We start from the raw sequence: 23,402 nt of genomic DNA on the forward strand, positions 1-23,402 counted from the left end.
TATTTTTGGAGGGATTAAGGTGAATTTTTATTCAACAGGAGAAGTTGCGAAAATGTTGGGTGTTTCGGTCCGGTCATTACGGTATTACGACCAAATCGGATTAATGAGTCCAAATAAGAAGGATGATTATGGTAAACGATTTTATAGTGATGAGGATTTATTAGTACTAAAGAAGATAACGATACTTAAAATGTCGAACTTGTCACTAGACAATATTAAGAAAATACTTTCCGATATTACGATAGAGCAGTTACTTTATGTCCATAAAGATTACTTACAGCAAAAAATTGAGGAACTTCACGCATCCGTTAATCATACGAACTCACTTCTCAATAGTATTAAGTTGGAAGGGGATTTAAAGTGGGAGCAATTAATCCCTTTGATACAAGAAGCACAAACAAAGAATCGTACCGATGACGACTGGAATCAATTTTTTGATGATCAAGAACAGAAAGCCCTTAAGGAAAAACTTCCAAAATTAGAACAAGATAGTCCACAAGTTAAACAATGGATTAATCTGATTAGAAGAATTGAACTTTGTTTGAAACGAGGAGATAACCCAGCGTCTGAAGAAGGTCAGATTATTGCGGAAGATACGTTGATATTATCGAATGAATTATTTGCCGACAATGAAGAGCTAGGTGAAAAATTTTTTGAAATACGTAAGTCACCTGAAAAGTCACAAGCCATGAACCTCTATCCGGTAAAAGAAGAGGTATTGGATTTTTTGGAGAAGGCAATACAAGTCTTTGAAGAAAAAGTGTTGGTGGACTGAGTAGGCTTTGGATAAAAATCTTCTAGAGTTTAACTATCAGTTTCGTTTGTATTGTGATGGACTAAAAGGTTACCTGGAGCCATGTGAAATAAGGAGAAACCTGTTAATGCTTTTATTCAAAAGTATTGCTTAATAAAGCGATTTCAAAAATGTAGCTGAGAAAGCTATTTATAGGAGGCGTAAAAATATGCAAAAGGTAGTTAAAGGAATAAATTATTGGATAGAAAAATTACCAGAAGAGTACGACTCCATGTCTGAAAAAGATATTACTAATCGACCACTACCACATAAATGGTCTAAAAAAGAAATTTTAGGACATTTATGTGACTCTGCGATAAATAATATTGAAAGGTTTATAAAAATTCAATATGAAGAACAAGTATATGTTATTCAATCGTATAATCAAGACCAATGGGTAATGGTTCAGAATTATCAAGATAGACCATTTAATGAAATAGTAAACCTTTTTCAGACATTAAATAAGCAAATTGTTAATATTGTTAAAAATATTCCCGATGAAAAACTATCCAACCTTTGTGATATAGGAAATAATCAACATAAGACACTAGAGTGGCTTATTCAAGATTATCTTGAGCATATGGAACACCATATTCATAATCAAATTTTGATTAAAAATTAAAACTTATAAACTTTACTCTTAACTATGAATAAGAATCGGCTCTGGAATAAGCCACAGCCCGTAGTTCAATATGGGGTAAATGCAAACAGTGGCAAAGCCATTGACTTAAATGATTTATAGATTAGCGACTAAATCATAACATGGAGGTTATGATTTAGATCACAAAATTTGAAAAAGCGGCTTACAAAATACGTTGGCTGCTATTCTTTTTCTTTTCTTTACCCTTTGTTGTTCAATTGAAAAGAAACATAAAGCCACAACAACTAGTAAACTTAAAAAGAATAGTAAGATACCATTCCAACTACCGTTAAATAAGTTAATATTTATGAGGTTGATATGAACATTAGCAAAATAATAAACATTAAAATTTGGTTAGTTTTCAATTAATCATCTTGTCCTTTCTTACAATACAATGCTAATAGAAATGTATACTCATTTTCAATAGATGAATCCATATTTTCCTGTATCTGTTGTCCTATCATGGCACTAGATAATGTAATAAACAATATCCTTATAAACTACTTAAATGTTCATGTATTAATCTCCACTCACCATCATGCAATGTAAAAACATTAGTCGCCCTCCCACTACCAGATACAAACTCTTCAAGATAATATCCTTCGTAATGATAAGTATAAATACAAGTAGCGACTTGATCACTTGCAGCAATCCATTGGACATCTGTAGCAGAGTAAACTTCTTCTTTAATAGTATCCCAAGATTTCATAAAGTAGCTCCCGATTTGCTCATTGGAAATACAATTTTGATCAGTAAACCAGTATACTGCTTGAGGGTGTAGTACTGCTTTTACATTATTAAAATCATGTGAGTTAGTTGCTTCAATATATTTATCTAATGCTTTACGATATCCCATTTCTCATCACCTTCCTAAAACCATTTAATTTTGACTCATAATATATTCACACGTCTTCTTATCCCCTCTGTCGTTACTATGTTCAAACGAGGTAAAGGGCCAAATAGTTTCAATCTTTACTATAAATTTTTTTAATCAACAATTATTCAATCCTCTTCACTTAAACAAATCCCATTAAGCTAATAATTCTTCTTTTGAAACAATACTCCATTCATTTGCCATAAGTTTGTCTATATAGTCGTTGATACTAATATCCTCTAATTCTATCGCTAGTGGATGTAGAGAGACATAGCACTCATTTGTCGTATAATTTATAGTAACTTTTACAACCTCATAGCCATTATGAAATCTTGAGTCAAATCCGGGATCGTCAATAATATCTCCTTTAACAGGGCGAATCATTGATTCAAATGTTTTCATTACTATTTGACCACAATTATTTTTTTCTTTTGAAGATGTTAGAAAAATGATCATTTTGATTTTCATTCGCTCGCCTCTCTTTAACTATGAATTTGTTACTTACAGTATAACATTTCTACGAACACCTTCACCCGCACCCCCAAACTTATCGAGATAAATCTCAAGATACGAAGCTATTTCCTTTATCACCATCGGTTTTCTTCCCAAAAAACACCTCCTTTTGGTTCTTTCATTCTTATAATCGAAATGATGAAAGTCCAAAAAAGAGGTGTTTGGGGTTAAATTATATTAATCTTTTTTCAATCTTGCAGCAAAGTAATTGCCGAGTGATTGTAATCCTTGTACTAAGATAATCAGCAGAATAACGGTTACGTACATCACATCTACTTCATATCGTAAGTGACCATATCGATATGCGAGGTCGCCAAGGCCTCCACCGCCAACTAAGCCAGCCATAGCAGATGCTCCGATTAGTCCGATGATCGCAATTGTTAACCCGAGAACAATAGAGGAGCGAGATTCCCGTACAAGTACATGCCACACGATATGTCTCGTTTTAATCCCCATCGCTTCATATGCTTCAATGACACCACGGTTAACTTCCAGTAATGCAGACTCCATTAACCGAGCGATATAAGGCGCCGTATAAACGACCAATGGAACGATAACGCCTTTGACGCCGATCGATGTTCCGACAATAAATTTTGTAAAAGGCAGAATGAAGAATAATAGAATGATAAACGGAACCGAACGAATAATATTGATGACGATATTCAACACATTATAAACGAGTTTATTACTGAGTGCTTTCACTGGTCTGGTTAAAACGAGTAGAATGCCGAGAGGTAACCCAATCAAGACTGAAATAGCAAGAGAGATACCGACCATCTGAAACGTTTGAATCGTCGACGTCCATAAATCCGAACCCCATGCATCAAGAAACGCGTTGATTTTCTCCATCGAACGTCACTCCTTCCACATGTACTTGTTGATCTTGTAAAAATTGAAACGCATCGTTTATCTCTGCTTGTTCCCCTTTGAAGTGCACGAGTAGCTGACCAAATGCTTCTTCCTTAATTCGTGTAATACTACCGGACAAAATATTCGGATAGATATTGTATTTTTTCGTTACGAGCGCAAGCGCCGGATCTCCCGATGATTCTCCGAAGAAAGATAATTTAGCTACTTGGCCATTCTCACTCAATCGATCTACTAAGTCATCCGGAATGTCATGCGAGAATAAACTGTTCACAAACCGCTTCGTTGTCCGTTGCTGTGGTGAAATGAAAATATCTTTAGTATTGCCTTCCTCAATCACTTCGCCATTTTCCATGACAGCGACCCGATCGCAAATTCGCTGGATGACATTCATCTCATGCGTAATCAGCAAGATCGTAATTCCGAGTTCTTTATTTATTCGTAATAATAGATCTAGGATCGCCTCTGTTGTATCTGGATCGAGTGCACTTGTCGCTTCATCACTTAACAGAACTTCTGGCTCATGAGACAATGCTCGGGCAATCGCCACTCGTTGTTTTTGCCCACCGGAGAGCTCTGACGGGTATGCATCATGCTTGTCGGCTAAGCCAACGATATCCAAGTATTTCTGCACCCTTTCCTTTACTGCCTGTTTATCGAGGCCAGTTAATTTCAGCGGAATAGCGATATTATCGTAGACAGTTGCTGTCTTTAATAGATTAAACCCTTGAAAAATCATCCCGATATGACTTCTGGTCTCTCGGAGTTTTCCTGCCTTTAACGTGGTTAATTCTACATCATTTACTTTTACCGATCCTTGATCCGGCTGTTCCAGTAAATTCACACAACGAATCAATGTACTCTTCCCGGCGCCACTATAGCCGATTACGCCATAGATTTCGCCTTTTCCAACGGATAAAGAAACATCTTTTAATGCATGAATATCTCCTTGTTTTCCTGAAAAAGTCTTTGTGATGTTCGTTAATTCAATCATATGTTTATGCTCCTTCCGTTACGCTCATTTCCTTACTCCCTTACCATGAAGGAATGAGCGATCCGCCAAATTCCTCTTCGATGAATGTTTTGACTTCTTGACTACGATAAATATCTGCTAGTTTCTGGATGATTTCATCGTCTTCGTTTTCTGCCCTCACCGCAGCATGGTTAATGTAAGGAGAATCTTTCGGCTCAATATAAATAGAATCTTCCGTAGGGGTAAATCCGGCTTCGATAGCAAAATTTGTATTAATCGCAGCTGCATCCAATTCCTCTAACTGACGTGCAATCTGCGCAGAATCTAGTTCCACAAATTCATAATTGCCGTTATTCTTATCAATGTCACGAACCGTAGAATTAATTCCTGTCTCCGAATCCAACTCAATTAAACCAGCTTGTTCAAATAGTAAAAGTGCACGACCACTATTTGTAGGGTCACTAGGCAGTCCGATGGTGGATCCCTCAGGTAATTCAGACACATCATCGACATCTAATGAATAAATCCCCATCGGGAAAGTAACGGTATCAAATGATTTCACTAAATCTAAGTTTCTATCTTCTTTAAACGCATTAAAATACGGTTCTGTTTGGAAGATATTTAAATCAATCTCCCCTTCAGCTAAAGCAACGTTTGGCATAACATAATCCGTGAACACCTTTGACTCGATTTCGATGCCTTCCTCTTCTGCTAGTTCCGTTACTTTTTCAAGAATTTCTTCATGTGGCCCTGCCGTTACACCGATGACTAATTTTTCATCATCGTACAATCCTTGACCCGACCCGCTAGATTCCTCACTGCCACACGCAGCCAATAATGATATTGCTAAAAATACGATCGCTATTAATAATCCTTTTTTCATGATGTTTTCTCTCCTCTTTTTTCCGTGTAATAGGCTTGATTATATTTCTCTACTTGCTGTAACGCACCAGCTAATGATTCCGCCGTAACTTCCTTATTCATAAAATGAATCGACTCTTGCGGCAGAATTGCTTTCTGAATGATTTTCTCCACGAGCTCCGTATTGGTTACATCAATGCCGATTCCTTGTAAACTAGACGGCAATTGCCATTGATCGTAAAAATCGAGTAGACGCAAAAGCTCATCCTCTTTGTTTTCGAATGCCAATTGGCCAAGAATTCCGTATGCGACGAGCTCTCCGTGTAAGAAGTTTTTTGCCTCGATTGCTTCCGTTAATCCATTATGTAGCGAATGCGCACCGGCAATTCTCCCTGCTTTATCGCCAAATCCGCCTACCATTCCACCCGTGATGATGATCGCCTCGATAACTCGAATAAATGCAGGCGTAACTTGTTTAGTGCGTGCGGCATCCAGTGCAGCCTTTCCATCCTTCAGTAGTACATCCCGGCAAATCCCCGCAGAAAATTGTGAAACTTTCACTGGTACAGGCGCTTCTTCATTCGGGTAAAAACTCTCGATCAATGCATCTGCTTCATAAAATTTTGCCAGTGTATCACCTATCCCCGCCCTTAAATATTCTATTGGGGCATGTGCAATGATAGCTGGTTCTACTAAGACAAGCGTCGTCGCCAACGGAAAATCCGTATAATGTGTAAATGCCCCATCGCTGTCATAGAAAACACTAAGCGGTGTCCACGCAGCACAAGTCGCAGAAATCGTCGGAATTAAAATCGATTTAACATCTGCTTTCACAGCTGCGGCCTTCGTAATATCGAGCGCAGTCCCGCCGCCAATACCAATCACAGCTTCCACAGAATGTTGATGAAGCTGTTTCGCTATGGTCTCTGCTTTTTCTAGCGTGGTATGACCTTCGATAAAGATGATATTCGGTTCTACTTGCTCCACTAATACATAAGGTAAATACGGCTTTGCCGCCTGCCATGATTTCTTCCCTGCGATAACTTGTATACAGTCAACTGATAATTCTTCAAGGAGTACAGGAATTTCCTCTAAGACATCAGAGCCAATCCGATAATGACCAGGAGCTCCTTTAACAATAGATGTGGACATAAACCCTTCCTCTTTTCTCATGGTGTAAATTTTTTTGGGAAACTAAAAATGCCTCCCGATTTGAACTCGAGAGGCATAACATAACAATATGTAAGTCATTCATCACCTCTCTTATTTCTCAAAATACTATCCGTATTTTGCAGGATTTAGCACCTATTCATCATTGGAATTAAGATGAACGGTTGCCGGGCGTCACAGGGCCAGTCCCTCAGCCACTCTCAATAAGAGATATTAGCGTATTTAATTTTAATTATCATACTATTACGGTTTTTACTAATTGTCAATAAGGGATTTTATTTATAACGTCAGATTAATCATTAGTGTCCTTAAATTGAATTGAGGAATCCTTTTCTTGCAAGTTATTATCCTTGCTTTTGTACTCTTTGGTAGAATGCTTGAACCTTAGAATTACTATCCTCTGCCTTTCAATGATAACTAGAACTTTCGTTTTTGATAAGGCATACCTACTTCTTCTTCGCAATACTGTTTAAGACTATACAGAAAAATAGCCCAATTATAATTACAAATGCGATAACATGTGGTAACATCCTTCCAATTCATCTGCCGAAATGTGATTGATGTCTTCCCATTATTTTCCTCGATATCAAAAGAAATAGTCGTACCTATCCATTCTGCATCTCCCGAATCAACACATTGCCACACAATTTTTTTATCGGGAACAAGCTCATCAATTCTCATCTTTGTTAAGTCATTTTCACCAAATCGGAACTCATTTATAAAACCTATGTGATTATTAACTTTTAATTCATTTGTCCATATTTCCGAAAGGCCTTTCTCAGTAGTCAATGTTTCGTACACTAGCTCCGCTGGAACATTCACACTTTGTAGATGCTCAATATTCGCCATATCTCATCTCTCCTTCATTAAAGAATTTCAAATCCACTTTTATTTTACCTCATTACAAATAATGTGGTTTCTTATCGATTGCTATTTTTTGGATACTTCCCTGTAGTTATTGCCTTCCTTTTTTACATTACGTCAGCGTCAGTATTTTACAAATATCCACACTTCATCCCAAATAATCGAACTTTATTTAAAATGATCAATCTTATTTTAAAGCCACAGCAAAACCAACTAAATGACTTTGAGTAGAGTGTAACATCAAAAAATTCGGATTTCTCACGCTAAGAAGGTTTGCTTCTTCGACGTTTAAAATACTACTAACCGTTAGACCGGGAAGCCTTTAGGACGTTAACCACTGACAAATCGCTTAATCCATAATACGATCGGGCGTGATAAGAAAAGAATAGAAGTCTAATTCTCAATGTTGTAAGTGAGAAATTAAGCTTTTAACAATTTGGTTGTCTTATTATCGATAACCGTATATTTTACAGGTATCTTGAAGTAACCCCCTTTTTCACCATAAAATCCGAATACCCAATTTTATATGATTCCTATTTGTTGATATTTTTATTTTAACTTTAATTAGACAATGATTATACCGTTGTTTTATCATTTCCACACACAAAAAGGGTCTTGCAGGACGTGTTCTTCCCCTTTGCTGAACAGGATAATTTTTCTTAAAAAAGGAAGATTATACTTGCGATTTAATGAAGAATTACGTAAAACAATGGGAATACGAATGCGAAACGCTAGAGAAGAAAAAGGATTAACACAAGAACAAGTAGCGGAAATTAGTGATTCCGATGACAAACACATCGGAAAAGTAGAAAGAGGAGAGAAAACTCCTTTAATATCAACCATGTATGGATTTTGGAAAGCAACCGATATAGATATGAACCAGCTCTTTCGTGAATTACAAGAACTCGAGAACCAATTAGAGAAACAACAATCACTAGAGGAAGAAAATCTAGAATAACTCCATCTACTTTTAATGGTATCTCCTCTATGACTATGGCTATTTACCCTACATATAGACCTGATGTTTCTTCTATTATTCTCGAGCAACAGAAATCAATAGAGCATAAGAAAACCCCTCTTCAACTCATTAAAGAAGGATGCTTATATCATTATTCCACTTATGAAGGCAGAAAAACTGCTACATCCTATCACACTGGTTTCAAACGAAAAGTGCCTATAGTAATCAGCGTCTCCCAACAAATTATTGCTTTCCCCACCTATGCTACGACTAATAATGAGTGTAGCTGGATTTTCTATCACCATGTTCAATCCATTCAACCGCAAACTACTAATGACCAAGGAAAATCGATCATCACATTCCGTAATGGAATCCAACTCCCTATCAGCATCCCTGCAACGTTCTTAAAACAACAAATGATAAGGAGTTTAGCTTGTTACTATAGTTTAAACAAATAAATTAATAAGAAATTTCTTATTATTTGTTGCACAATTTCACACTAAGCGAGACAATAGTACTAGAAAAGAGGAGTGAAATGATGAATAATGAAAATAATATCGCCATTCCAACAGAACTACTTCAGGATAGAAAAGTAGAGATTACTTTTTTCTCAGAGATAAAAAAGAATCTAGGAATCCTTGGTTTGTCTGAACAGACCGATGCTTATATATTACACCTGTATCGCTTGTTCTATAACGATTCAAAGGGTAAGTTTGAACCAATTCAGCAGTTAGAAGCCTTTCAATTCCAAACAGAGTCAGAGATGCATCAATTTATCGATAACCTACCTAATATCAGCGCCTTAGATATGATCCTCCTCATGAATCCGACTACACCACCGAGAAAGCCGTTTTCGTTTTTGATGTAACTATATAATTAAATAGATAAATCTCATACTTATCAAATAAATTGTAAAGCCGGAAATATTTTACTACGTGTAAAATTCACCGGCTTTTAGTTTTGAGAGTCTCGTCTCTGGATAAAATAGTTTTAACAGTTATTCTTCAAAAAAATCAATATCAAGTCTTTTGGTAACAAATACTTCTTCATTTGTCGTTCCAACATCGTATTTAAACATCAAATCTGTTAATTGCTGACCATCAATCAATATAACTCGTTTATCGATTGAATCGGCATAATCATAAGCATTCTTAGAAAATTTCGCTGTAGTAATGAATATTCCTTTTGAAGCCTGCTTTCCTACTAGACTACCTACAAAACTTTGAATATCCGGCCTTCCAACTGTAGATTCTTTTTTCCATCTTTTCGCTTGTAAATAGATCATTTCTAATCCTAGGAAATCTTCTTTTATAATCCCATCTATACCTTCATCACCTGATTTCCCAATCGCCGCTCCTGCATCTTTTACAGAACCTCCATACCCCATTGCTACTATTAAATGAACAATTAATCGTTCAAAGAATGCTGGTGAACATTCTAAAATTTTTTCTAAAAGGCCATCCTGAAGTTCCTTTTTTAGAATGTTGTAGTTTTCATCTATTAGCTCTAAAGGTGTCTTTTGTTCGGTATTATTTATATCATCATTGGTGTCTTGATTAGCCTTATTAATAAACTCATTAAAACTTGAATAGCGAGTTAAAAACTTCCTATCAATACGATCAACACCTGGATCACTTAATACCTTCATCCCCTCATCTGTAATAGTAAAGACGGCTCTTCTTACTACTTTAATAAGTCCAGCTTTACTCAAATACGTTCTTGCCCAACCCACTCTATTGTTCAATAGGGTCTGCTTTCCACTTGGCAGCGTTTCAGCTATATCATCTTCATTTAAGTTAAAATAGCCTGCCAGATCCCTATACAAATCTTGTAGTTTATGTTCCTTACCATCTTTCAATATTTGAAGGAAAGGATACATAAAATCTTGATATCCAGGGACAGTCATCTAATCACCTCATCTAACTTATAACTTTCAATCGATACTATCTTAATTCATCATCCAAACTACGCCTACTATTTTAACAGTATCACCATAAACAAATCTATGTATTTATAGCATAATACTTGTATAGTAAAGTATAAATTCTATATTTCTTGTGGCCATCACACGTTGAACAAGCAAATTAAACTACCTATATTTACTTAATTTTCATATCTTCATACTTATTAAATTTTATTAGAAAAATCTCCCACTTGAAACCTCCAGAAATTCCTAGTAAACTATTCAAGTGTTCATTAAAATCTAATAGTATACTGTATAACCTCAAGAATATGGCTTGGGGGTCTCTACCAGGAACCATAAAATCCTGATTACAGAAAATGAGTCGATCATTTTTTGTAATCAGGATTTTTTGTTTTCTAGTAGAATTTATGATGTTTATCAGAAAGGAAGAAAAACAGAATATGAATATAAAAGTATTTATATTAGCGTTATCCACTGTTGCCGTTGGACTTGTGGAACTGATTGTTGGTGGAATACTTCCTACGATTGCAGAAGATTTAAATACCTCGATTAGCTCTGCAGGACAACTGATTACCGTTTTTGCACTTATTTATGCCGTTTCCGGTCCAGTATTACTTGTTCTAACGAGCAAATTCGAACGTAAGAAAGTATATCTTATTTCCTTAGGTGTATTCTTCATCAGTAATATCATGACGTATTTCAGCCCTGATTTTACATTTATGATGTTCGCAAGGGTATTAAGCGCAATGAGTACCGCTCTGATTGTTGTACTATCGTTAACGATTGCTGCGAAGATTGTTGCATCAGAACACCGCGCAAAGGCGCTTGGGCTTATCTATATGGGGATTAGTTCATCTCTTGTCATGGGTGTACCACTAGGAATTCTTATTTCCGATAACTTCGGATGGCGCGTGATTTTCCTTGGCATTGCGATTTTATCAGTGATTTCTTTTGTGCTTATTTTCATCTTTTTGGAGAAAATTCCAGGAGGGAAGACAGTCCCGCTTAAACAACAGTTAAAAGCGGTAGCTAGCTTGAAAATTGGAAGTGCCCATCTGGCAACCGTATTTATGCTGGCAGGACACTACACGCTATATGCGTACTTTACACCATTTTTAGAGACAGAACTTAATATGAATGCGTTTTGGGTAAGTATTTGTTACCTATTATTTGGAATTGCAGCAGTAAGCGGTGGAGCATTCGGAGGATTCCTATCTGATTCCATCGGTCCGAAGAAAAGTATCCTATTCGTTATCACGACCTTTGCTGCGATGTTATTCTTATTACCATTCACGACCTTCTCTCTTGTATTATTCATCCCCGTGATGATGGTTTGGGGAGCACTAAGCTGGAGTCTATCTCCACCGCAACAAAGCTATTTAATTGATACCGATCCAGAAACATCCGATATTCAGCAGAGCTTCAATAACTCCGCATTGCAAATTGGTATTTCCATTGGATCAGCAACTGGCGGTCTCGTATTAAACCAGACAGGATCCGTTACTAATGCAGCCTACTTCGGTGGCGCGCTTGTGATTATCTCCTTGTTATTTGCTGTCTTTTCTTTAACTCGGAAGAAGAAGGGTGAAGAGGAAGTAGTTATGAGTGATGCGATGAGTGATCAGGTAGAATTAAACTAAATTTATAATTATAAAGAAACAGTTCCATTTCAGTTTCAATACGAATGGTGCTGTTTCTTTACCTAACCTACTTCACTACCCCAACCACATCCCCCACCAACACTTCCATAAACCTCTCCTGCTCCTCTACAAATGGAGAGTGCGCCGAGTGCTCAAATGTGTACATCTGTTTCGATGTCGCGTCGATACTTTCATAGAATCGCTTCGCTTCCTTATAAGAGGTTTGATAATCATACACGCCATGCACAATAAATACAGGAATCTCGAATCTTGGTGCCATGACAGTGGCATCTGTATTAGCCAATGATTCGCCTAACGCTTGATAACTGGAGAAAATGCCCTTTAGAATGTTCAGACGTTCCTTCCACGTATAGTGCTTACATTCGATAATATCCTTCATACCCTCCCAGCTCGAATAACCCTCACGCTTCGTACCGCCGCCATATTTATTGAGGTACCTGCCTAGCAGCTTGCGATACTCCTGACTCTTATAAAACCCTTTATTGAATTTGACCGAGCGTATATGTTTTTCTGCCTTTTCATCTCCTCGTTCGATCGCTGTCTCCAGTAAGAAATCATACGTATCCCTATTCGATTCATAATGTCTTCCCAGTTGCCCGATACCGATGTACGCAAGGAAATGTTCAGGTTGTCGACTTGCCATGATACTGCTGACTAACGAACCCCACGAATGTCCGCACAAGTAGATTTTCTCCTGGTTATATTTCTGTTTAAGATGGTTTACGACTTCTAAACCATCAGCAACGATTCTTTCTAATGTTATCTCACCCTGAGTAGATGCATTATACGACATACCGGTACCTCTTTGTTCCCAGTAACACACGGTAAAATGATTCGCCCATGATAGCCCAGATGCTTTCACATGTGCATATTGTGGGAATCCAGGACCGCCATGCACAAAGAGTAAAACAGGATTATTAAGATTCGTGGACTCGATAAACATTCCACTTTTATGCCCAGCTGTATCTATATACTCTTTCGTTACGTTCATGTTCTGATTTGTAGTGTTCAAATTATCCCCCCTTGGACCGATTCGATACTTACAATTATTATGTCTGAATATAAGTAAAAGAACAAATTTTTGAAACATCATACAACCTAATTTGTATACAAAACTCCATCGATAGTTTGATTTCTTCTCAAAACAGACGTGTCATTATATAAACAACAACTGATGGTGTTTTTTATGTAACCATCAACTATACCTACTCCAATGAATACTCTTTTGACTCACTAATCCGTTCAGGAATAATACCTTGTAAATAAATCAAAAAACCCGTTGCGAAGTATTAGAAACTATTAAGTAAAGGATTATTTGAATGAAGGAAACCTAGTAGACGAAAGGAGAAAAAAAGATGAGTAATGTTAATCATGAACAGCTCCCAAAAGCAACATGGCGGGAATGGATAGGATTAGGGGCTTTGACATTGGCTGTTTTCATGCTCGCTACAGATATGACGGTCCTTTTTCTTGCGATGCCATCCATTGCTGCGGATTTAGCCCCGAGCGCAACCCAGATGCTTTGGATTATTCATATTGGTGAAATGTTGGCGGTTGGATTTGTGCTTACAATGGGTCGGCTAGGAGATAAGGTGGGTAGAAAGCGCTTGCTGATTATCGGGGCATCCATTTATGGATGCGCCTCGCTTTTTGCAGCATTTGCGACGGAAGCTTGGATGTTAATTGCTACTCGAGCATTGATTGGTATCACGGCTGCAACAGTGATGCCTTCTACAATGTCGTTATTACGGAGTATGTTTACAGACTCGAAACAATTTTCCGTAGCTATCGCTATTAATCTTAGTGCATTCTCTGCAGGTATGGCATTAGGACCCCCGATAGGAGGTTTACTTTTGGATACTTTTTGGTGGGGGGCAGTGTTTCTTATCAATGTCCCTATAGTTATTGCATTGTTACTAACATCGCCACTTTTACCTGAGTATCGCAATAAAACATCTAATCGGATTGATTTTGTCAGTGTGCTACTATCTTTGTTAACTTTAGCAACTTTAATTTTCGGTTTACAGGAGATGGCTAACCATGGCTTTCATTTTGTTTATGGAGGATCGATACTGGTTGGAATCGTAACTGGAATGTTATTTATTCGGCGTCAGAAGAAAATGGAGGATCCATTGTTGGATTTACGGATGTTTCATATATCATCGTTTAGCTTTTCATTGATTGCAGTAATGGCTGTATTACTAGTAACTACGGGGGCAGATATGCTTTTCGCACAACATTTACAAGCAATTATAGGACTCACTCCAACACAGGCAGGACTTCTATTGATTATACCCGCATTCTTATCGATGGTAGGTACTTTAGTATCTCCCGCACTTACAAAGTGGATGCGCCCGGCTTACGTCATGGCAATAGGTCTGCTTACTGCAACTGCAGGAGCTTTACTCATCATGATAACGGTACATGACGGGGGAGCGCTTATCTTAATTATTGGTGCTTCACTAGCCGGATTTGGTATCGGCCCTACCATGACAATCGCAAGTGAACAAATTGTTTCCAGCGTACCGCAAGAGCGGGCAGGTTCTGCTTCGGCAATGAGTGATGTAAGCAGTGGGCTAGGTTCAGTACTAAGCATTGCATTTATTGGAAGTATCGGCATGATTGTATATCGTGCTACTCTAATGGACTCAATTCCTTCTGGAGTTCCTCAAGAAATAGTTGCGTTTTCCTCAGAAAACGTAGGGAGTGCCATTATAGCATCCGAAGGGTATCCAGACTTCCTTCTGGCCATACAATCTTCATTTAGCTTTGCGCTTCAAACCGTATATGGCATTGTTGCTGTAGGGTTATTTACCTTAATGCTAATTATCTTATGGAAGTTTAGACATGTAAGGCAGGATGACTCTACAAATGAAGAAGAGCAAGCCTTATAAACGATGGAAAGAGTACACATCAGCGATGGTGCTCCTTTTCTGCACCAGCGGACTGTATCTTACTTTTTGTGGAATACCACATATCATTTATACCGTCTCCAAATAATGATTGGTTCCTTCCTCTAGACTTTCCATCAATTCATCATATACAGCCGTTGTATCTGACCGATCACCATTTACAAATAGAGAATCACGTAACCCTGCAGTCAGCTCTAGCTGTACACCTTCTCCTAATTGTGTATCGTTGACAATATTATCTTCACTCATCCCTGATATGTGACTAGGTGCATCTGCAACGGCGAAACCATGGTGCTGAAGGGCATCACGTATCGCTTCCCTATATGCTTCATTTCTACCGCCAAGGAATATCATCGATTCTTCCCCTTGGTATCCATGAATAGATAAGGCACTTACAGATTCTTGAACCATATTTCGTCCGATCGGTTCATCAAAAAGTGTAGATTCTATATGCAAAATCATGTTGCCTGCTGTCTTTATTCCTTCAAAGAGATAATAAGAAAGGTCCATCCTGTCTGCCAGCCCTTTTGCTACCTCTGAAGTTCCCGGTTCAATACCTCCACCATGGACTGCAATCACAGTAATGTCGCTATTCCGCTCCACATAATTGATTTCGTAGTCTTCATTCAGTTCTTCATGTTCCTTTAATTCTTCATAGGAATTATATTTTAAACTTATGTAATGGGTACCGCCGTAAAGTAGTAAACATAAGAAGGCAGGAAGGAAAATTATATACGTATATCTATTATTTTTTCTCATCTTAACCTCCTAATCATTTACTAATATTTTCCATTATATCAAATAAAGCTATAATGTTAAGAAAAATGGTACACTGTCATATTAGGAGTTCAAAGGTATCAAGTGCCACCAACCACGCCTAGATGGAATGAAGCTCTACTTTAATTTAATTTTTTACTAATTTTTCAATTTCTCCATCCATATAACGTAGTGTCAATCCTTTCTTCCCTCATAATATGATTTAAGAATATCTTCTAAATAAGGTTCTGCTTCATCAAGTAAGTCTTTTTCACCTTTATTCCATTTTTCCCGATGCTTATCTACTTGGAGAAAAGCATTCGTAACCTCTGATTTTCCTTTAGTTACTTTTTCAACCATATCAACCCACTCTTCAGCTAGTTCAAATGCAAGGCTAGAGTCTACAGGTACGCCAGCACCTTTATATGAAACTGCCTTTATGGATAATTTTCGAAAAGTATTATAAAAATTGAAAACAAGTTGTTGAGAATCAAATACATCCTTAAATATGGTTAACTGAGCCTCTGAGAAAGGGTAGTTACTCCAAATGGAAATATCCACTTTATTTATACCCATCATAATTTTAGATAATAAATCCCAAGGAGGGGAATATCCCATTTCAATCAATCGTTTTGAAGTGGCTACTGCATCTATTTTCCCTTGAGTCTCTTCTAATTGTGAATATAAATAAATTTCTTGTTTAGATAATACATCTAGTAATGATTCTTTTTGGTCATTATAATTGATTTCTTCTTTTATCTGTTTAAGAGAAAATCCTAAATTACGGTAAAAAGTAATTTGTTCTAAGATACGTAATTCCTTAACTGTATAAAAACGTCGATTGTTTTCATCCCGACCTGCAGGTTTTAATACCCCTTCATTATCATAGTATTGAATAGTTCGCCTTGTTAACCCTGATATGTTTGAAATATCATTTACGTAATAGCGTTCCTTTTTCACAACTTTAGCTCCTTTATTTATTCATATTTATATCTACTTCATGTAAAAAATCTACTATGTTTTTAGCTAACTTTTCTGGGTATTCACCATTAATTGCATGAGAGGCATTTGAGAACATGACCATATGACTTAATGGATGTTTCAAGTTTTCTAATCCTACATCCATCGATTCTTGTGAATGATGCATCGTTGAGTCTTCAGCTAAAATACCCAGTACAGGCATTTTTAATTCCTTCAATTGTTCTTCTGTTATTTTCTCCGGTAAAGGAAGTTTACTTTTATAAGTTCGCATACTTGTTTCTATAAGCTTACTTATTGGTTCACTTCCATCTGTTTCTGCTCCACCTGCGATATAACTTAACATTTTTTCTCGGATTGATTGTGGAACTGCTGGAATGGAAGCCGGAATGGAGGCTAAGATCATCTTTAAAGGGATGGGTCCAAAAACGTATACTGGATCAATTAATGATAAAGATGCAATTTTTGTAGACTCATATAATGTGACATTTACTGCATTCCAACCACCAAATGATAATCCTGCAAGATGAATCGTTTCTTCAGGCAAATGTTCAATAACGTTGTTTAACCAAACAGCTTGATCGTTAGCAGTTACTATACTTTTTGTTTGAACACTTAATCCTGGTTCTCCTAAAAGATCGATTGTGTATATGGGCCTATCTTCCATGAGATCTTTCAAATTTGGTTCCCACATGGGAGTAGGTGCTGATTTCCCTGGTAACAGTAATAATGGTATTTTTGATTCTGTTCCTTCTTCTGAAAATTTATAAACCTTCACCTTTCCAAATTCAGTTTCTACCCAAAATTCTTTCGTCGGGTTGGGCAAATCTTTCATGGCAGTATCGTATGCTTGAGTAAACTCTCTTTCCCCTTCATCAGTTATAAAACCTCCCAACTTATCATCATCTCGAAATAATAATCCAATTATCATTAGCACAACAAATGATATTCCAACAATTATGATTACTGATTTTATCCACTTCCTTTTCATAAACTCAACTCCATCATATATTTTCCTCCTATCATAATCTATTACGTAACGTTATATGCAAGTAGTGAGAAATCTATTTTCTGCCCTAAAGGAAAAATAATGGGGGAAGTAAAAAACAAAATAATACTTTTTAGTTTAGTAATGAAATATCTTATAACACTCTAAAGTCAGCAAAATTCTTTATAAAAACTAATAGACGTTAATTACATAAATTCAGCACCTTTCAAATAACTGAAAGGTGCTGTTTATCGTTGCGTTGAAACAGTTTCTAAGATTAACTAACAAATCCGTATTTTGCTACTCACTTTTCTGCCTTTGAAATAAAATCGACGCTGCTATAAACGAAACAATAAGCAACCCACCAAACCAAGCAATCGTCAACCAGTGATTATTATCAATTGGAGTAGCGATTAAAAGGCCACGCAATGTTTCAATCAGTGGCGTCATCGGTTGATGTTCGGCAAAGGCATGGAGCCAAGCAGGCATCGTCTCTGTCGGCACAAAGGCACTACTAAGATAGGGTAAAAATAACATTGGAAATGCGAAGGAATTTGCTACTTCGACATTCTTGGTCATCAATCCAAAGACAACAAATAACCAGTTAATCGAGACCATATAAAGCGTTAAAACACCAATCACACCAAGCCATTCTGGCCATCCGGCCTCGGGACGAAAACCAATTAACATGGCCACACCAAAAACAACTGCGGTGGCAATAACATTCCGGATATACCCCCCGATCACATGACCAACCAATAAAGAGGAGGGGTGTAGAGGCATGCTTCGGAATCGTTCAAATAATCCTCCACTCATATCTTTTGTCACACTAACAGTGATTAGTGAACTCCCAAATCCAGCACAAGTGATAATGACACCTGGAACAACATAGTTCACATAGTCCGTACCTGTTTGAATAGCTCCACCAAATATATAAACAAATAAAAGCATAATCGCAACGGGTAGAGCTATTGCCATTAACAACGATTCCCCTTCTCGGAAAATATGTTTTAAACTGCGCTTTGACATCGTCCACCCATCTCGTATCGCCCATATCCATTTTGCCTCACTCATGTACTAACAACTCCGCTCTTTTTTTGATTTGTCATTGTCATAAAAACATCCTCCAATGTTGGTTGACGAATATGAATAGTATCCGGTTCTATTCCATTTTCAAATAATGTATTTAAAAGTTCGCGCAACTCGTGAGATGAACGGATCGGTACGGATATAAGTAGTTCTTCCTGATTCGTTTGACCAGAAATATATTTCTCAGCATGATAAAAAGTATCGAGATCCAAAAATGTTAATTCTAATTTTTCTTCTCCAATCACACTCTTTAACTCTTCAGCAGTTCCTTCTTTGACGATTTTTCCATTATCAATAATAGCGACTTTATCGGCAAGCTGATCCGCTTCTTCCAAATATTGTGTCGTTAAAAAGATGGTCACACCTTGGTTTGCCAGAGATTTTATAAAATTCCACATATTGTTACGACTACGAGGATCTAAACCGGTTGTTGGTTCATCTAAAAAAATTACTTCAGGCGATGCAAGTAAACCAATCGCAATATCTAATCGACGACGCATCCCACCAGAATACGTCTTTACTTTCCTTTTCGATGCATCCTGTAAATCAAAATAGTCAAGAAGCTCTGCTGTTCGCTTTTGTACGAGTCTATTATCTAGATGATTCAGCCTTCCCATCATCAATAGGTTTTCTTCTCCCGTTAACAAATCATCCACAGTTACATATTGTCCCGTTAGACTAATCAATTTTTTAACAGAATTGGAATCACGTTTTGTATCATAACCAGCTATTGTCGCTGTACCTTCATCCCCATGAATTAATGTTGATAAAATCCGAACGGTTGTCGTTTTTCCAGCCCCGTTTTCACCAAGTAACGCAAATATTGACCCACGTTGTACATCAAAACTCAAACCATCTAGCACCATTTGTTTACCGTACATTTTCTTTAAATTTCGAACCGAAATAACATTATCTTTCATCACCTAACCTCCTTATGATTGATTTATTCAGTCAATATAAATGCAAAAAATAAATCGAGTAATTAATTATATTGATTGACTTTATCAGTCAATATAATAACCACTATCTACCTCTTTGTCAATAACCTGCTCGTCCGTTTTTTCCTTTTGCTCCATAGGAGGTCTCGTAAAGTTTCTAACTCCGTGGTCACGATCAAATCATTCGTCCCTACTTCCAAATAAAAAAATCCTGAAGCTCAGGATTTCCGTTCTTTCATATATAAGTTTTTTATCGTAAAGTAATCATTCGAGATAAGAGAGTCACCTTTTGTTCAATATTATCGTTCCACCAGTCCGGATCGTCCGCCATAATACCGGAAATAACACTTAAAAAAAGCTCCACTAATTCCTCTGTATTGCCTTCAATAATTTCTCCTACTTGTTGCCCCTCTTTAAAAATCGGGATAAAAAATTCTATATAAACTTCTCCCACACTTGTATATAGTTCATGAATATGACTTGGAACACCTTTACTATTTTCTAGATGTTGAATGACACGAAACACCTGATTACTACCCGATGTTAGAGCAAATTTGGTAAACGTATGTATTTTTTCTATAGGAGAAAGACTATTATCATCTTTAAGTTTCTCTAGGAAATCTTGTGTCTCTCCTAAAGCAACAGCCCATTCAAGGCTTTCGTACAATACATCTTCCTTCGATTGAAAATAATGATAAACAAGCCCGTGACTAATACCGGCCTCTTTGGCAATCATACTAATCTTCGTCAGCTTGACCCCGTTCTCGGCAAACACCTTTATCGCAGCTTTCATAATTTGTATTTTACGTTCTTCACGAATCGTCTCTAACTTGGTCTCACTAAAACGAGGCATTATCTCCAATCTCCTTCACCATAATCATTTTCAATGACTATCATAACAGATATTGCTGCGTATAAGAAAGTTTGATTTACGTTATTAAAATGGTCTCAAATGTATTTAAGCAAGCTTTCAACGTTTTATTTAATTCGACGTTAATTGCCTCTCCAATTTATCATCAATCTCATTTATATAATCTGTATACTCGTCAACCTTTTCTCTAAGCACACGTTTATGTTCTTGTAAAATACCTTCCAAGCTCTCCTCATTAAAGTTATTTACATCGATATTTTGTTTGATTTTACTAATCGGTACATTCAATCTTCGCAAGCATGCAATCAGCTTAATTAACTCGATGTTTTTCTCATTATAGATACGATTATTTTGATCATCTCGTTCAATATTCTTTATCAGACCGTGCTTCTCATAATATCTTAGTTTACTTTTTGATATATTAACTTCTTTCGATACAAATTCAATATCATATTGTTCCGACATGCATTTCACTTCCTTTAAACCATAGTTTAAGGGGTACAATGCAAATATACAAATTGAAGGAGGTTCATACCATGAAAAAAGTGCTAATCGCAGTGACAAGTGTCGCGAAATATCCAAATCTGGAGCGCCCTACCGGATTGTGGCTAGGCGAAGCCGTCCATTTCGCGGATGAAATGTACAACAAAGGATACGAAATTGACTATGTAAGCCCTGAAGGTGGTTATACACCAATTGATCCGGAAAGCTTAAAAGCTGATTTCATGACTGATTTAGATTGGAAATATTATCAGGATAAATCATTTATGAACAAATTAGGCAACACGTTAAAACCATCGGACATCAATGCTGCAGATTACGAAGTGATTTACTATGCTGGAGGACACGGTGTTATTTGGGACTTCAAAGACAATGAAGCACTTCAAACCATTTCCAGTGAAATATATCATTCCAATGGCATCGTATCCTCTGTATGCCACGGTGCGATTGGCTTACTAAATATTCCAGATAACGATAACCGCTACTTGATCGACGGTAAAAATGTCACTGGCTTCACCAACAGTGAAGAGGAAGCAGTAGGTTTAGCTGACCATGTACCTTATCTAACCGAGGAAGCATTGAAAGAACGAGGTGCAATTTTCAAAGGAGAAGCAGACTGGTCTTCCTTTGCAGTTGTTGACGAACGATTAGTGACCGGACAAAACCCGCAATCTGGGAAAGCTGTTGCTGAGCAGGTATTACGTATATTAAATAAGGTATAATTGTATGAAAAAAACATGAGTGGTATGCGATATCACTCATGTTTTTTGATTTCGGGATTTTATCGTTTCCACACATCGTTTGCGATGGAAATGACATGCTTCATCTTGTTCCATTGTTCTTCCTCTGTAAGAATGTTGCCTTCCTCCGTACTGGAGAATCCACACTGTGGACTGAGGGATAAATTTTCTAACGGAATCGACTTGCTCGCTTCGGCGATTTTTGCTTTAATCGTATCTGGATTTTCTAATTCTGGGAATTTAGAAGTGACTAAGCCTAAAACGACGGTTTGTTCCCGCTGCGTAAAGCTCTTCAATGGCTCAAAATTACCCGAACGATTATCGTCATATTCTAAGAAAAGCCCGTCTACCTCCAAGTTCGCAAATATCCATCGGAAATATGATCATACCCGCCGCTAGTAATATACGTTGATTTAAAGTTTCCACGGCAAATATGCATGGTTATCACCATATCCGCCGGCTTTTCTGAAATCACATCATTAATACAACGTACTCTTTCATCGATAATGTCCTGCAATTCCTGCCCGGTTTTTTCCATAACCGCCTGGATACGCTCTTCCGAAACAAAATCAATCCACGACGTATCATCTAATTGCAAGTAGCGACATCCTGCATCATAGAAGGTTTTAATCGCCTTTCTATATGCCTCTACGGTGTCTGCAAACAATTGATTCGTGTCACCATTGTAATACTCATCCCCTTGCATTCTCGTGAACAACATATTGGGACTAGGAATAGAAAACTTCGCCACCTGGCTGCCGTCCCCATACTGGTCAACCGCTTCTTTTAAAAATGTAAAATGTTTGACCATCGGATGTTGGCGAAACCCAACTTTACCAACTACTTTAACCGCATTATTCTTCGTTTGGGCACCTTTAAAATGGCTAATATACTCCGATTCAAAAAGTTCCACACCTTCTAAATCAGCCAAGAAATCCAAATGCCACCATCCGCGCCTAAATTCGCCATCGGTGATGGAATGAAGACCAATATCAATTTGCTTTTTTACCAGTTTTTCAATCTCTTGATCTTCTATTGCTTTTAAAGCATCTTTCTCCAATTTCCCGTCCAAAAAAGCTTGTCTCGCCTCTTTAATTGGTTCCGTTCTTAAAAAACTACCTACATGATCTGCTTTAAATGGAGCTTTCACCACTGTTTGAGTCATCGTGCATCTCTCTCCCCCGTGTCATTGATTAGGAGGTAGTGTACCATAAAAACAGCCATATAACAAAACAATCTAAAACTATCGGTTGTTATAGTATTAAACTATTCATGACTAATAACCCCAGTGGAAATCGAATGGCCATGCAACCCGATAAGTAAATTAAATAACGTCGCTCAATCACTCATTTAAATATTCTTCGTTCTGGTGAGCGTGCTCAAAATTTCCTCCGAAAAATAAAACGTATTATAATTGTCCTGTTCGAACGAGAGATAAGGATAACCACATCTTCTAGCAATAGAACGACTTCTCGCCACTTCAACCACACATCTTAAATACAGTAGTGTCATATTGGACCTTCCTTTTTGT

The 23,402-nt window shown here is 37.2% G+C and carries 24 protein-coding genes, 2 pseudogenes and 2 riboswitches; of the genes and pseudogenes, 8 read left to right on the forward strand and 18 right to left on the reverse strand.

Annotated features, from left to right (window positions below; translation table 11 throughout):
* The first annotated feature begins 19 nt into the window (after window positions 1-19).
* Together AQ616_RS02190 and AQ616_RS02195 are read left to right on the forward strand one after the other, a co-directional pair.
* Window positions 20-775 carry a MerR family transcriptional regulator gene (locus AQ616_RS02190; RefSeq protein WP_069684937.1) on the forward strand — a complete coding sequence of 252 codons (756 nt, stop codon included), beginning with the start codon at window positions 20-22 and terminating at the stop codon, window positions 773-775.
* A gap of 187 nt (window positions 776-962) precedes the next feature.
* Complete coding sequence (locus AQ616_RS02195; RefSeq protein ID WP_017798587.1) at window positions 963-1,415, forward strand: DinB family protein; 453 nt, start codon at window positions 963-965, stop codon at window positions 1,413-1,415.
* A gap of 511 nt (window positions 1,416-1,926) precedes the next feature.
* Here AQ616_RS02195 and AQ616_RS02200 read toward each other — a convergent pair.
* The 7 genes from AQ616_RS02200 to AQ616_RS02230 all read right to left on the reverse strand — a co-directional run bounded on the left by AQ616_RS02200 (window position 1,927) and on the right by AQ616_RS02230 (window position 7,540).
* Window positions 1,927-2,289 (reverse strand): YybH family protein, encoded by a 363-nt coding sequence (locus AQ616_RS02200; protein WP_017798588.1) that lies wholly within the window; start codon window positions 2,287-2,289, stop codon window positions 1,927-1,929.
* Between the two features lie 174 nt (window positions 2,290-2,463).
* A complete protein-coding gene (locus tag AQ616_RS02205) occupies window positions 2,464-2,775 on the reverse strand; it encodes a hypothetical protein (protein ID WP_017798589.1) in 312 nt (103 codons plus the stop codon).
* A gap of 222 nt (window positions 2,776-2,997) precedes the next feature.
* Window positions 2,998-3,669 carry a methionine ABC transporter permease gene (locus AQ616_RS02210; protein WP_069684938.1) on the reverse strand — a complete coding sequence of 224 codons (672 nt, stop codon included), beginning with the start codon at window positions 3,667-3,669 and terminating at the stop codon, window positions 2,998-3,000.
* Window positions 3,644-4,681 carry a methionine ABC transporter ATP-binding protein gene (locus AQ616_RS02215; RefSeq protein WP_069684939.1) on the reverse strand — a complete coding sequence of 346 codons (1,038 nt, stop codon included), beginning with the start codon at window positions 4,679-4,681 and terminating at the stop codon, window positions 3,644-3,646. The genes AQ616_RS02210 and AQ616_RS02215 overlap by 26 nt, the downstream gene beginning before the upstream one ends.
* Window positions 4,682-4,721: 40 nt before the next feature.
* Window positions 4,722-5,543: a MetQ/NlpA family ABC transporter substrate-binding protein gene (locus AQ616_RS02220; protein WP_069684940.1), complete on the reverse strand. Its 822-nt coding sequence runs from the start codon at window positions 5,541-5,543 to the stop codon at window positions 4,722-4,724.
* Window positions 5,540-6,673: an iron-containing alcohol dehydrogenase family protein gene (locus tag AQ616_RS02225; RefSeq protein WP_069684941.1), complete on the reverse strand. Its 1,134-nt coding sequence runs from the start codon at window positions 6,671-6,673 to the stop codon at window positions 5,540-5,542. Before AQ616_RS02225 ends, AQ616_RS02220 begins: the two co-directional genes overlap by 4 nt.
* Before the next feature lie 108 nt (window positions 6,674-6,781).
* Window positions 6,782-6,901, reverse strand: a riboswitch (SAM riboswitch).
* A 207-nt stretch (window positions 6,902-7,108) separates the two neighbouring features.
* Window positions 7,109-7,540 carry an SRPBCC family protein gene (locus AQ616_RS02230; RefSeq protein ID WP_069684942.1) on the reverse strand — a complete coding sequence of 144 codons (432 nt, stop codon included), beginning with the start codon at window positions 7,538-7,540 and terminating at the stop codon, window positions 7,109-7,111.
* A gap of 694 nt (window positions 7,541-8,234) precedes the next feature.
* Here AQ616_RS02230 and AQ616_RS02235 point away from each other — a divergent pair.
* The 3 genes from AQ616_RS02235 to AQ616_RS02245 all read left to right on the forward strand — a co-directional run bounded on the left by AQ616_RS02235 (window position 8,235) and on the right by AQ616_RS02245 (window position 9,381).
* Window positions 8,235-8,513 carry a helix-turn-helix domain-containing protein gene (locus AQ616_RS02235; protein WP_084822418.1) on the forward strand — a complete coding sequence of 93 codons (279 nt, stop codon included), beginning with the start codon at window positions 8,235-8,237 and terminating at the stop codon, window positions 8,511-8,513.
* 29 nt (window positions 8,514-8,542) lie between these two features.
* Entirely contained in the window at window positions 8,543-8,971 is a 429-nt protein-coding gene (locus AQ616_RS02240) for a competence protein ComK (RefSeq protein ID WP_069684943.1), read from the forward strand.
* A gap of 80 nt (window positions 8,972-9,051) precedes the next feature.
* Entirely contained in the window at window positions 9,052-9,381 is a 330-nt protein-coding gene (locus AQ616_RS02245; RefSeq protein ID WP_017798600.1) for a hypothetical protein, read from the forward strand.
* Window positions 9,382-9,510: 129 nt separating this feature from the next.
* On the opposite strand, the gene AQ616_RS02250 is transcribed toward AQ616_RS02245, so the two are convergent.
* Complete coding sequence (locus AQ616_RS02250; RefSeq protein WP_069684944.1) at window positions 9,511-10,419, reverse strand: restriction endonuclease; 909 nt, start codon at window positions 10,417-10,419, stop codon at window positions 9,511-9,513.
* 288 nt (window positions 10,420-10,707) lie between these two features.
* Window positions 10,708-10,807: riboswitch (purine riboswitch) on the forward strand.
* Window positions 10,808-10,877: 70 nt separating this feature from the next.
* On the opposite strand from AQ616_RS02250, the gene AQ616_RS02255 reads away from it, so the two are divergent.
* Window positions 10,878-12,077, forward strand: a complete 1,200-nt coding sequence (locus AQ616_RS02255; protein ID WP_069684945.1) for an MFS transporter — start codon at window positions 10,878-10,880, stop codon at window positions 12,075-12,077.
* A gap of 67 nt (window positions 12,078-12,144) precedes the next feature.
* Here AQ616_RS02255 and AQ616_RS02260 read toward each other — a convergent pair whose 3' ends face one another.
* Window positions 12,145-13,110 carry an alpha/beta fold hydrolase gene (locus tag AQ616_RS02260; protein WP_069684946.1) on the reverse strand — a complete coding sequence of 322 codons (966 nt, stop codon included), beginning with the start codon at window positions 13,108-13,110 and terminating at the stop codon, window positions 12,145-12,147.
* 343 nt (window positions 13,111-13,453) lie between these two features.
* Here AQ616_RS02260 and AQ616_RS02265 point away from each other — a divergent pair, with 343 nt between their 5' ends.
* Window positions 13,454-14,992: an MFS transporter gene (locus tag AQ616_RS02265; protein ID WP_069684947.1), complete on the forward strand. Its 1,539-nt coding sequence runs from the start codon at window positions 13,454-13,456 to the stop codon at window positions 14,990-14,992.
* Between the two features lie 87 nt (window positions 14,993-15,079).
* Here the strand turns inward: AQ616_RS02265 and AQ616_RS02270 are convergent, their stop codons facing one another.
* From AQ616_RS02270 to AQ616_RS02300, 7 genes are all read right to left on the reverse strand, one after another.
* Complete coding sequence (locus AQ616_RS02270; protein ID WP_069684948.1) at window positions 15,080-15,769, reverse strand: poly-gamma-glutamate hydrolase family protein; 690 nt, start codon at window positions 15,767-15,769, stop codon at window positions 15,080-15,082.
* A 192-nt stretch (window positions 15,770-15,961) separates the two neighbouring features.
* Window positions 15,962-16,726 carry a MerR family transcriptional regulator gene (locus AQ616_RS02275; RefSeq protein ID WP_069684949.1) on the reverse strand — a complete coding sequence of 255 codons (765 nt, stop codon included), beginning with the start codon at window positions 16,724-16,726 and terminating at the stop codon, window positions 15,962-15,964.
* Window positions 16,727-16,739: 13 nt separating this feature from the next.
* On the reverse strand, window positions 16,740-17,675 hold the full coding sequence (locus tag AQ616_RS02280; protein ID WP_205634380.1) for an alpha/beta fold hydrolase: 936 nt from the start codon (window positions 17,673-17,675) through the stop codon (window positions 16,740-16,742).
* A 357-nt stretch (window positions 17,676-18,032) separates the two neighbouring features.
* A complete protein-coding gene (locus AQ616_RS02285; RefSeq protein WP_069684951.1) occupies window positions 18,033-18,806 on the reverse strand; it encodes an ABC transporter permease in 774 nt (257 codons plus the stop codon).
* Window positions 18,803-19,741 (reverse strand): ATP-binding cassette domain-containing protein, encoded by a 939-nt coding sequence (locus AQ616_RS02290; RefSeq protein WP_069684952.1) that lies wholly within the window; start codon window positions 19,739-19,741, stop codon window positions 18,803-18,805. The genes AQ616_RS02285 and AQ616_RS02290 overlap by 4 nt, the downstream gene beginning before the upstream one ends.
* A gap of 268 nt (window positions 19,742-20,009) precedes the next feature.
* A complete protein-coding gene (locus AQ616_RS02295; protein WP_069684953.1) occupies window positions 20,010-20,612 on the reverse strand; it encodes a TetR/AcrR family transcriptional regulator in 603 nt (200 codons plus the stop codon).
* A gap of 129 nt (window positions 20,613-20,741) precedes the next feature.
* Complete coding sequence (locus AQ616_RS02300) at window positions 20,742-21,095, reverse strand: MerR family transcriptional regulator (protein ID WP_069684954.1); 354 nt, start codon at window positions 21,093-21,095, stop codon at window positions 20,742-20,744.
* Between the two features lie 71 nt (window positions 21,096-21,166).
* Between AQ616_RS02300 and AQ616_RS02305 the strand changes: the two genes are divergently transcribed.
* Window positions 21,167-21,853: a type 1 glutamine amidotransferase domain-containing protein gene (locus AQ616_RS02305; protein WP_069684955.1), complete on the forward strand. Its 687-nt coding sequence runs from the start codon at window positions 21,167-21,169 to the stop codon at window positions 21,851-21,853.
* A gap of 59 nt (window positions 21,854-21,912) precedes the next feature.
* On the opposite strand, the pseudogene AQ616_RS02310 reads toward AQ616_RS02305, so the two are convergent.
* Window positions 21,913-23,036, reverse strand: a pseudogene (locus AQ616_RS02310) (5-methyltetrahydropteroyltriglutamate--homocysteine S-methyltransferase).
* Window positions 23,037-23,146: 110 nt separating this feature from the next.
* A pseudogene (locus tag AQ616_RS19830) lies at window positions 23,147-23,314 on the reverse strand (LysR family transcriptional regulator); the annotation flags it as partial.
* Between the last annotated feature and the right edge of the window lie 88 nt (window positions 23,315-23,402).

The sequence above is a fragment of the Oceanobacillus sp. E9 genome (assembly GCF_001741975.1).
Classification (GTDB): Bacteria; Bacillota; Bacilli; order Bacillales; family Amphibacillaceae; genus Oceanobacillus; species Oceanobacillus kimchii.

Excerpts from the sequence above, each read along its gene's own strand:
- AQ616_RS02195 (WP_017798587.1), top strand. The coding sequence starts at position 963 with ATGCAAAAGGTAGTTAAAGGAATAAATTATTGGATAGAAAAATTACCA.
- AQ616_RS02200 (WP_017798588.1), bottom strand. The coding sequence starts at position 2,289 with ATGGGATATCGTAAAGCATTAGATAAATATATTGAAGCAACTAACTCA.
- AQ616_RS02205 (WP_017798589.1), bottom strand. The coding sequence starts at position 2,775 with ATGAAAATCAAAATGATCATTTTTCTAACATCTTCAAAAGAAAAAAAT.
- AQ616_RS02210 (WP_069684938.1), bottom strand. The coding sequence starts at position 3,669 with ATGGAGAAAATCAACGCGTTTCTTGATGCATGGGGTTCGGATTTATGG.
- AQ616_RS02215 (WP_069684939.1), bottom strand. The coding sequence starts at position 4,681 with ATGATTGAATTAACGAACATCACAAAGACTTTTTCAGGAAAACAAGGA.
- AQ616_RS02220 (WP_069684940.1), bottom strand. The coding sequence starts at position 5,543 with ATGAAAAAAGGATTATTAATAGCGATCGTATTTTTAGCAATATCATTA.
- AQ616_RS02225 (WP_069684941.1), bottom strand. The coding sequence starts at position 6,673 with ATGTCCACATCTATTGTTAAAGGAGCTCCTGGTCATTATCGGATTGGC.
- AQ616_RS02230 (WP_069684942.1), bottom strand. The coding sequence starts at position 7,540 with ATGGCGAATATTGAGCATCTACAAAGTGTGAATGTTCCAGCGGAGCTA.
- AQ616_RS02240 (WP_069684943.1), top strand. The coding sequence starts at position 8,543 with ATGACTATGGCTATTTACCCTACATATAGACCTGATGTTTCTTCTATT.
- AQ616_RS02245 (WP_017798600.1), top strand. The coding sequence starts at position 9,052 with ATGAATAATGAAAATAATATCGCCATTCCAACAGAACTACTTCAGGAT.
- AQ616_RS02250 (WP_069684944.1), bottom strand. The coding sequence starts at position 10,419 with ATGACTGTCCCTGGATATCAAGATTTTATGTATCCTTTCCTTCAAATA.
- AQ616_RS02255 (WP_069684945.1), top strand. The coding sequence starts at position 10,878 with ATGAATATAAAAGTATTTATATTAGCGTTATCCACTGTTGCCGTTGGA.
- AQ616_RS02265 (WP_069684947.1), top strand. The coding sequence starts at position 13,454 with ATGAGTAATGTTAATCATGAACAGCTCCCAAAAGCAACATGGCGGGAA.
- AQ616_RS02270 (WP_069684948.1), bottom strand. The coding sequence starts at position 15,769 with ATGAGAAAAAATAATAGATATACGTATATAATTTTCCTTCCTGCCTTC.
- AQ616_RS02280 (WP_205634380.1), bottom strand. The coding sequence starts at position 17,675 with ATGATAATTGGATTATTATTTCGAGATGATGATAAGTTGGGAGGTTTT.
- AQ616_RS02285 (WP_069684951.1), bottom strand. The coding sequence starts at position 18,806 with ATGAGTGAGGCAAAATGGATATGGGCGATACGAGATGGGTGGACGATG.
- AQ616_RS02290 (WP_069684952.1), bottom strand. The coding sequence starts at position 19,741 with ATGAAAGATAATGTTATTTCGGTTCGAAATTTAAAGAAAATGTACGGT.
- AQ616_RS02295 (WP_069684953.1), bottom strand. The coding sequence starts at position 20,612 with ATGCCTCGTTTTAGTGAGACCAAGTTAGAGACGATTCGTGAAGAACGT.
- AQ616_RS02300 (WP_069684954.1), bottom strand. The coding sequence starts at position 21,095 with ATGTCGGAACAATATGATATTGAATTTGTATCGAAAGAAGTTAATATA.
- AQ616_RS02305 (WP_069684955.1), top strand. The coding sequence starts at position 21,167 with ATGAAAAAAGTGCTAATCGCAGTGACAAGTGTCGCGAAATATCCAAAT.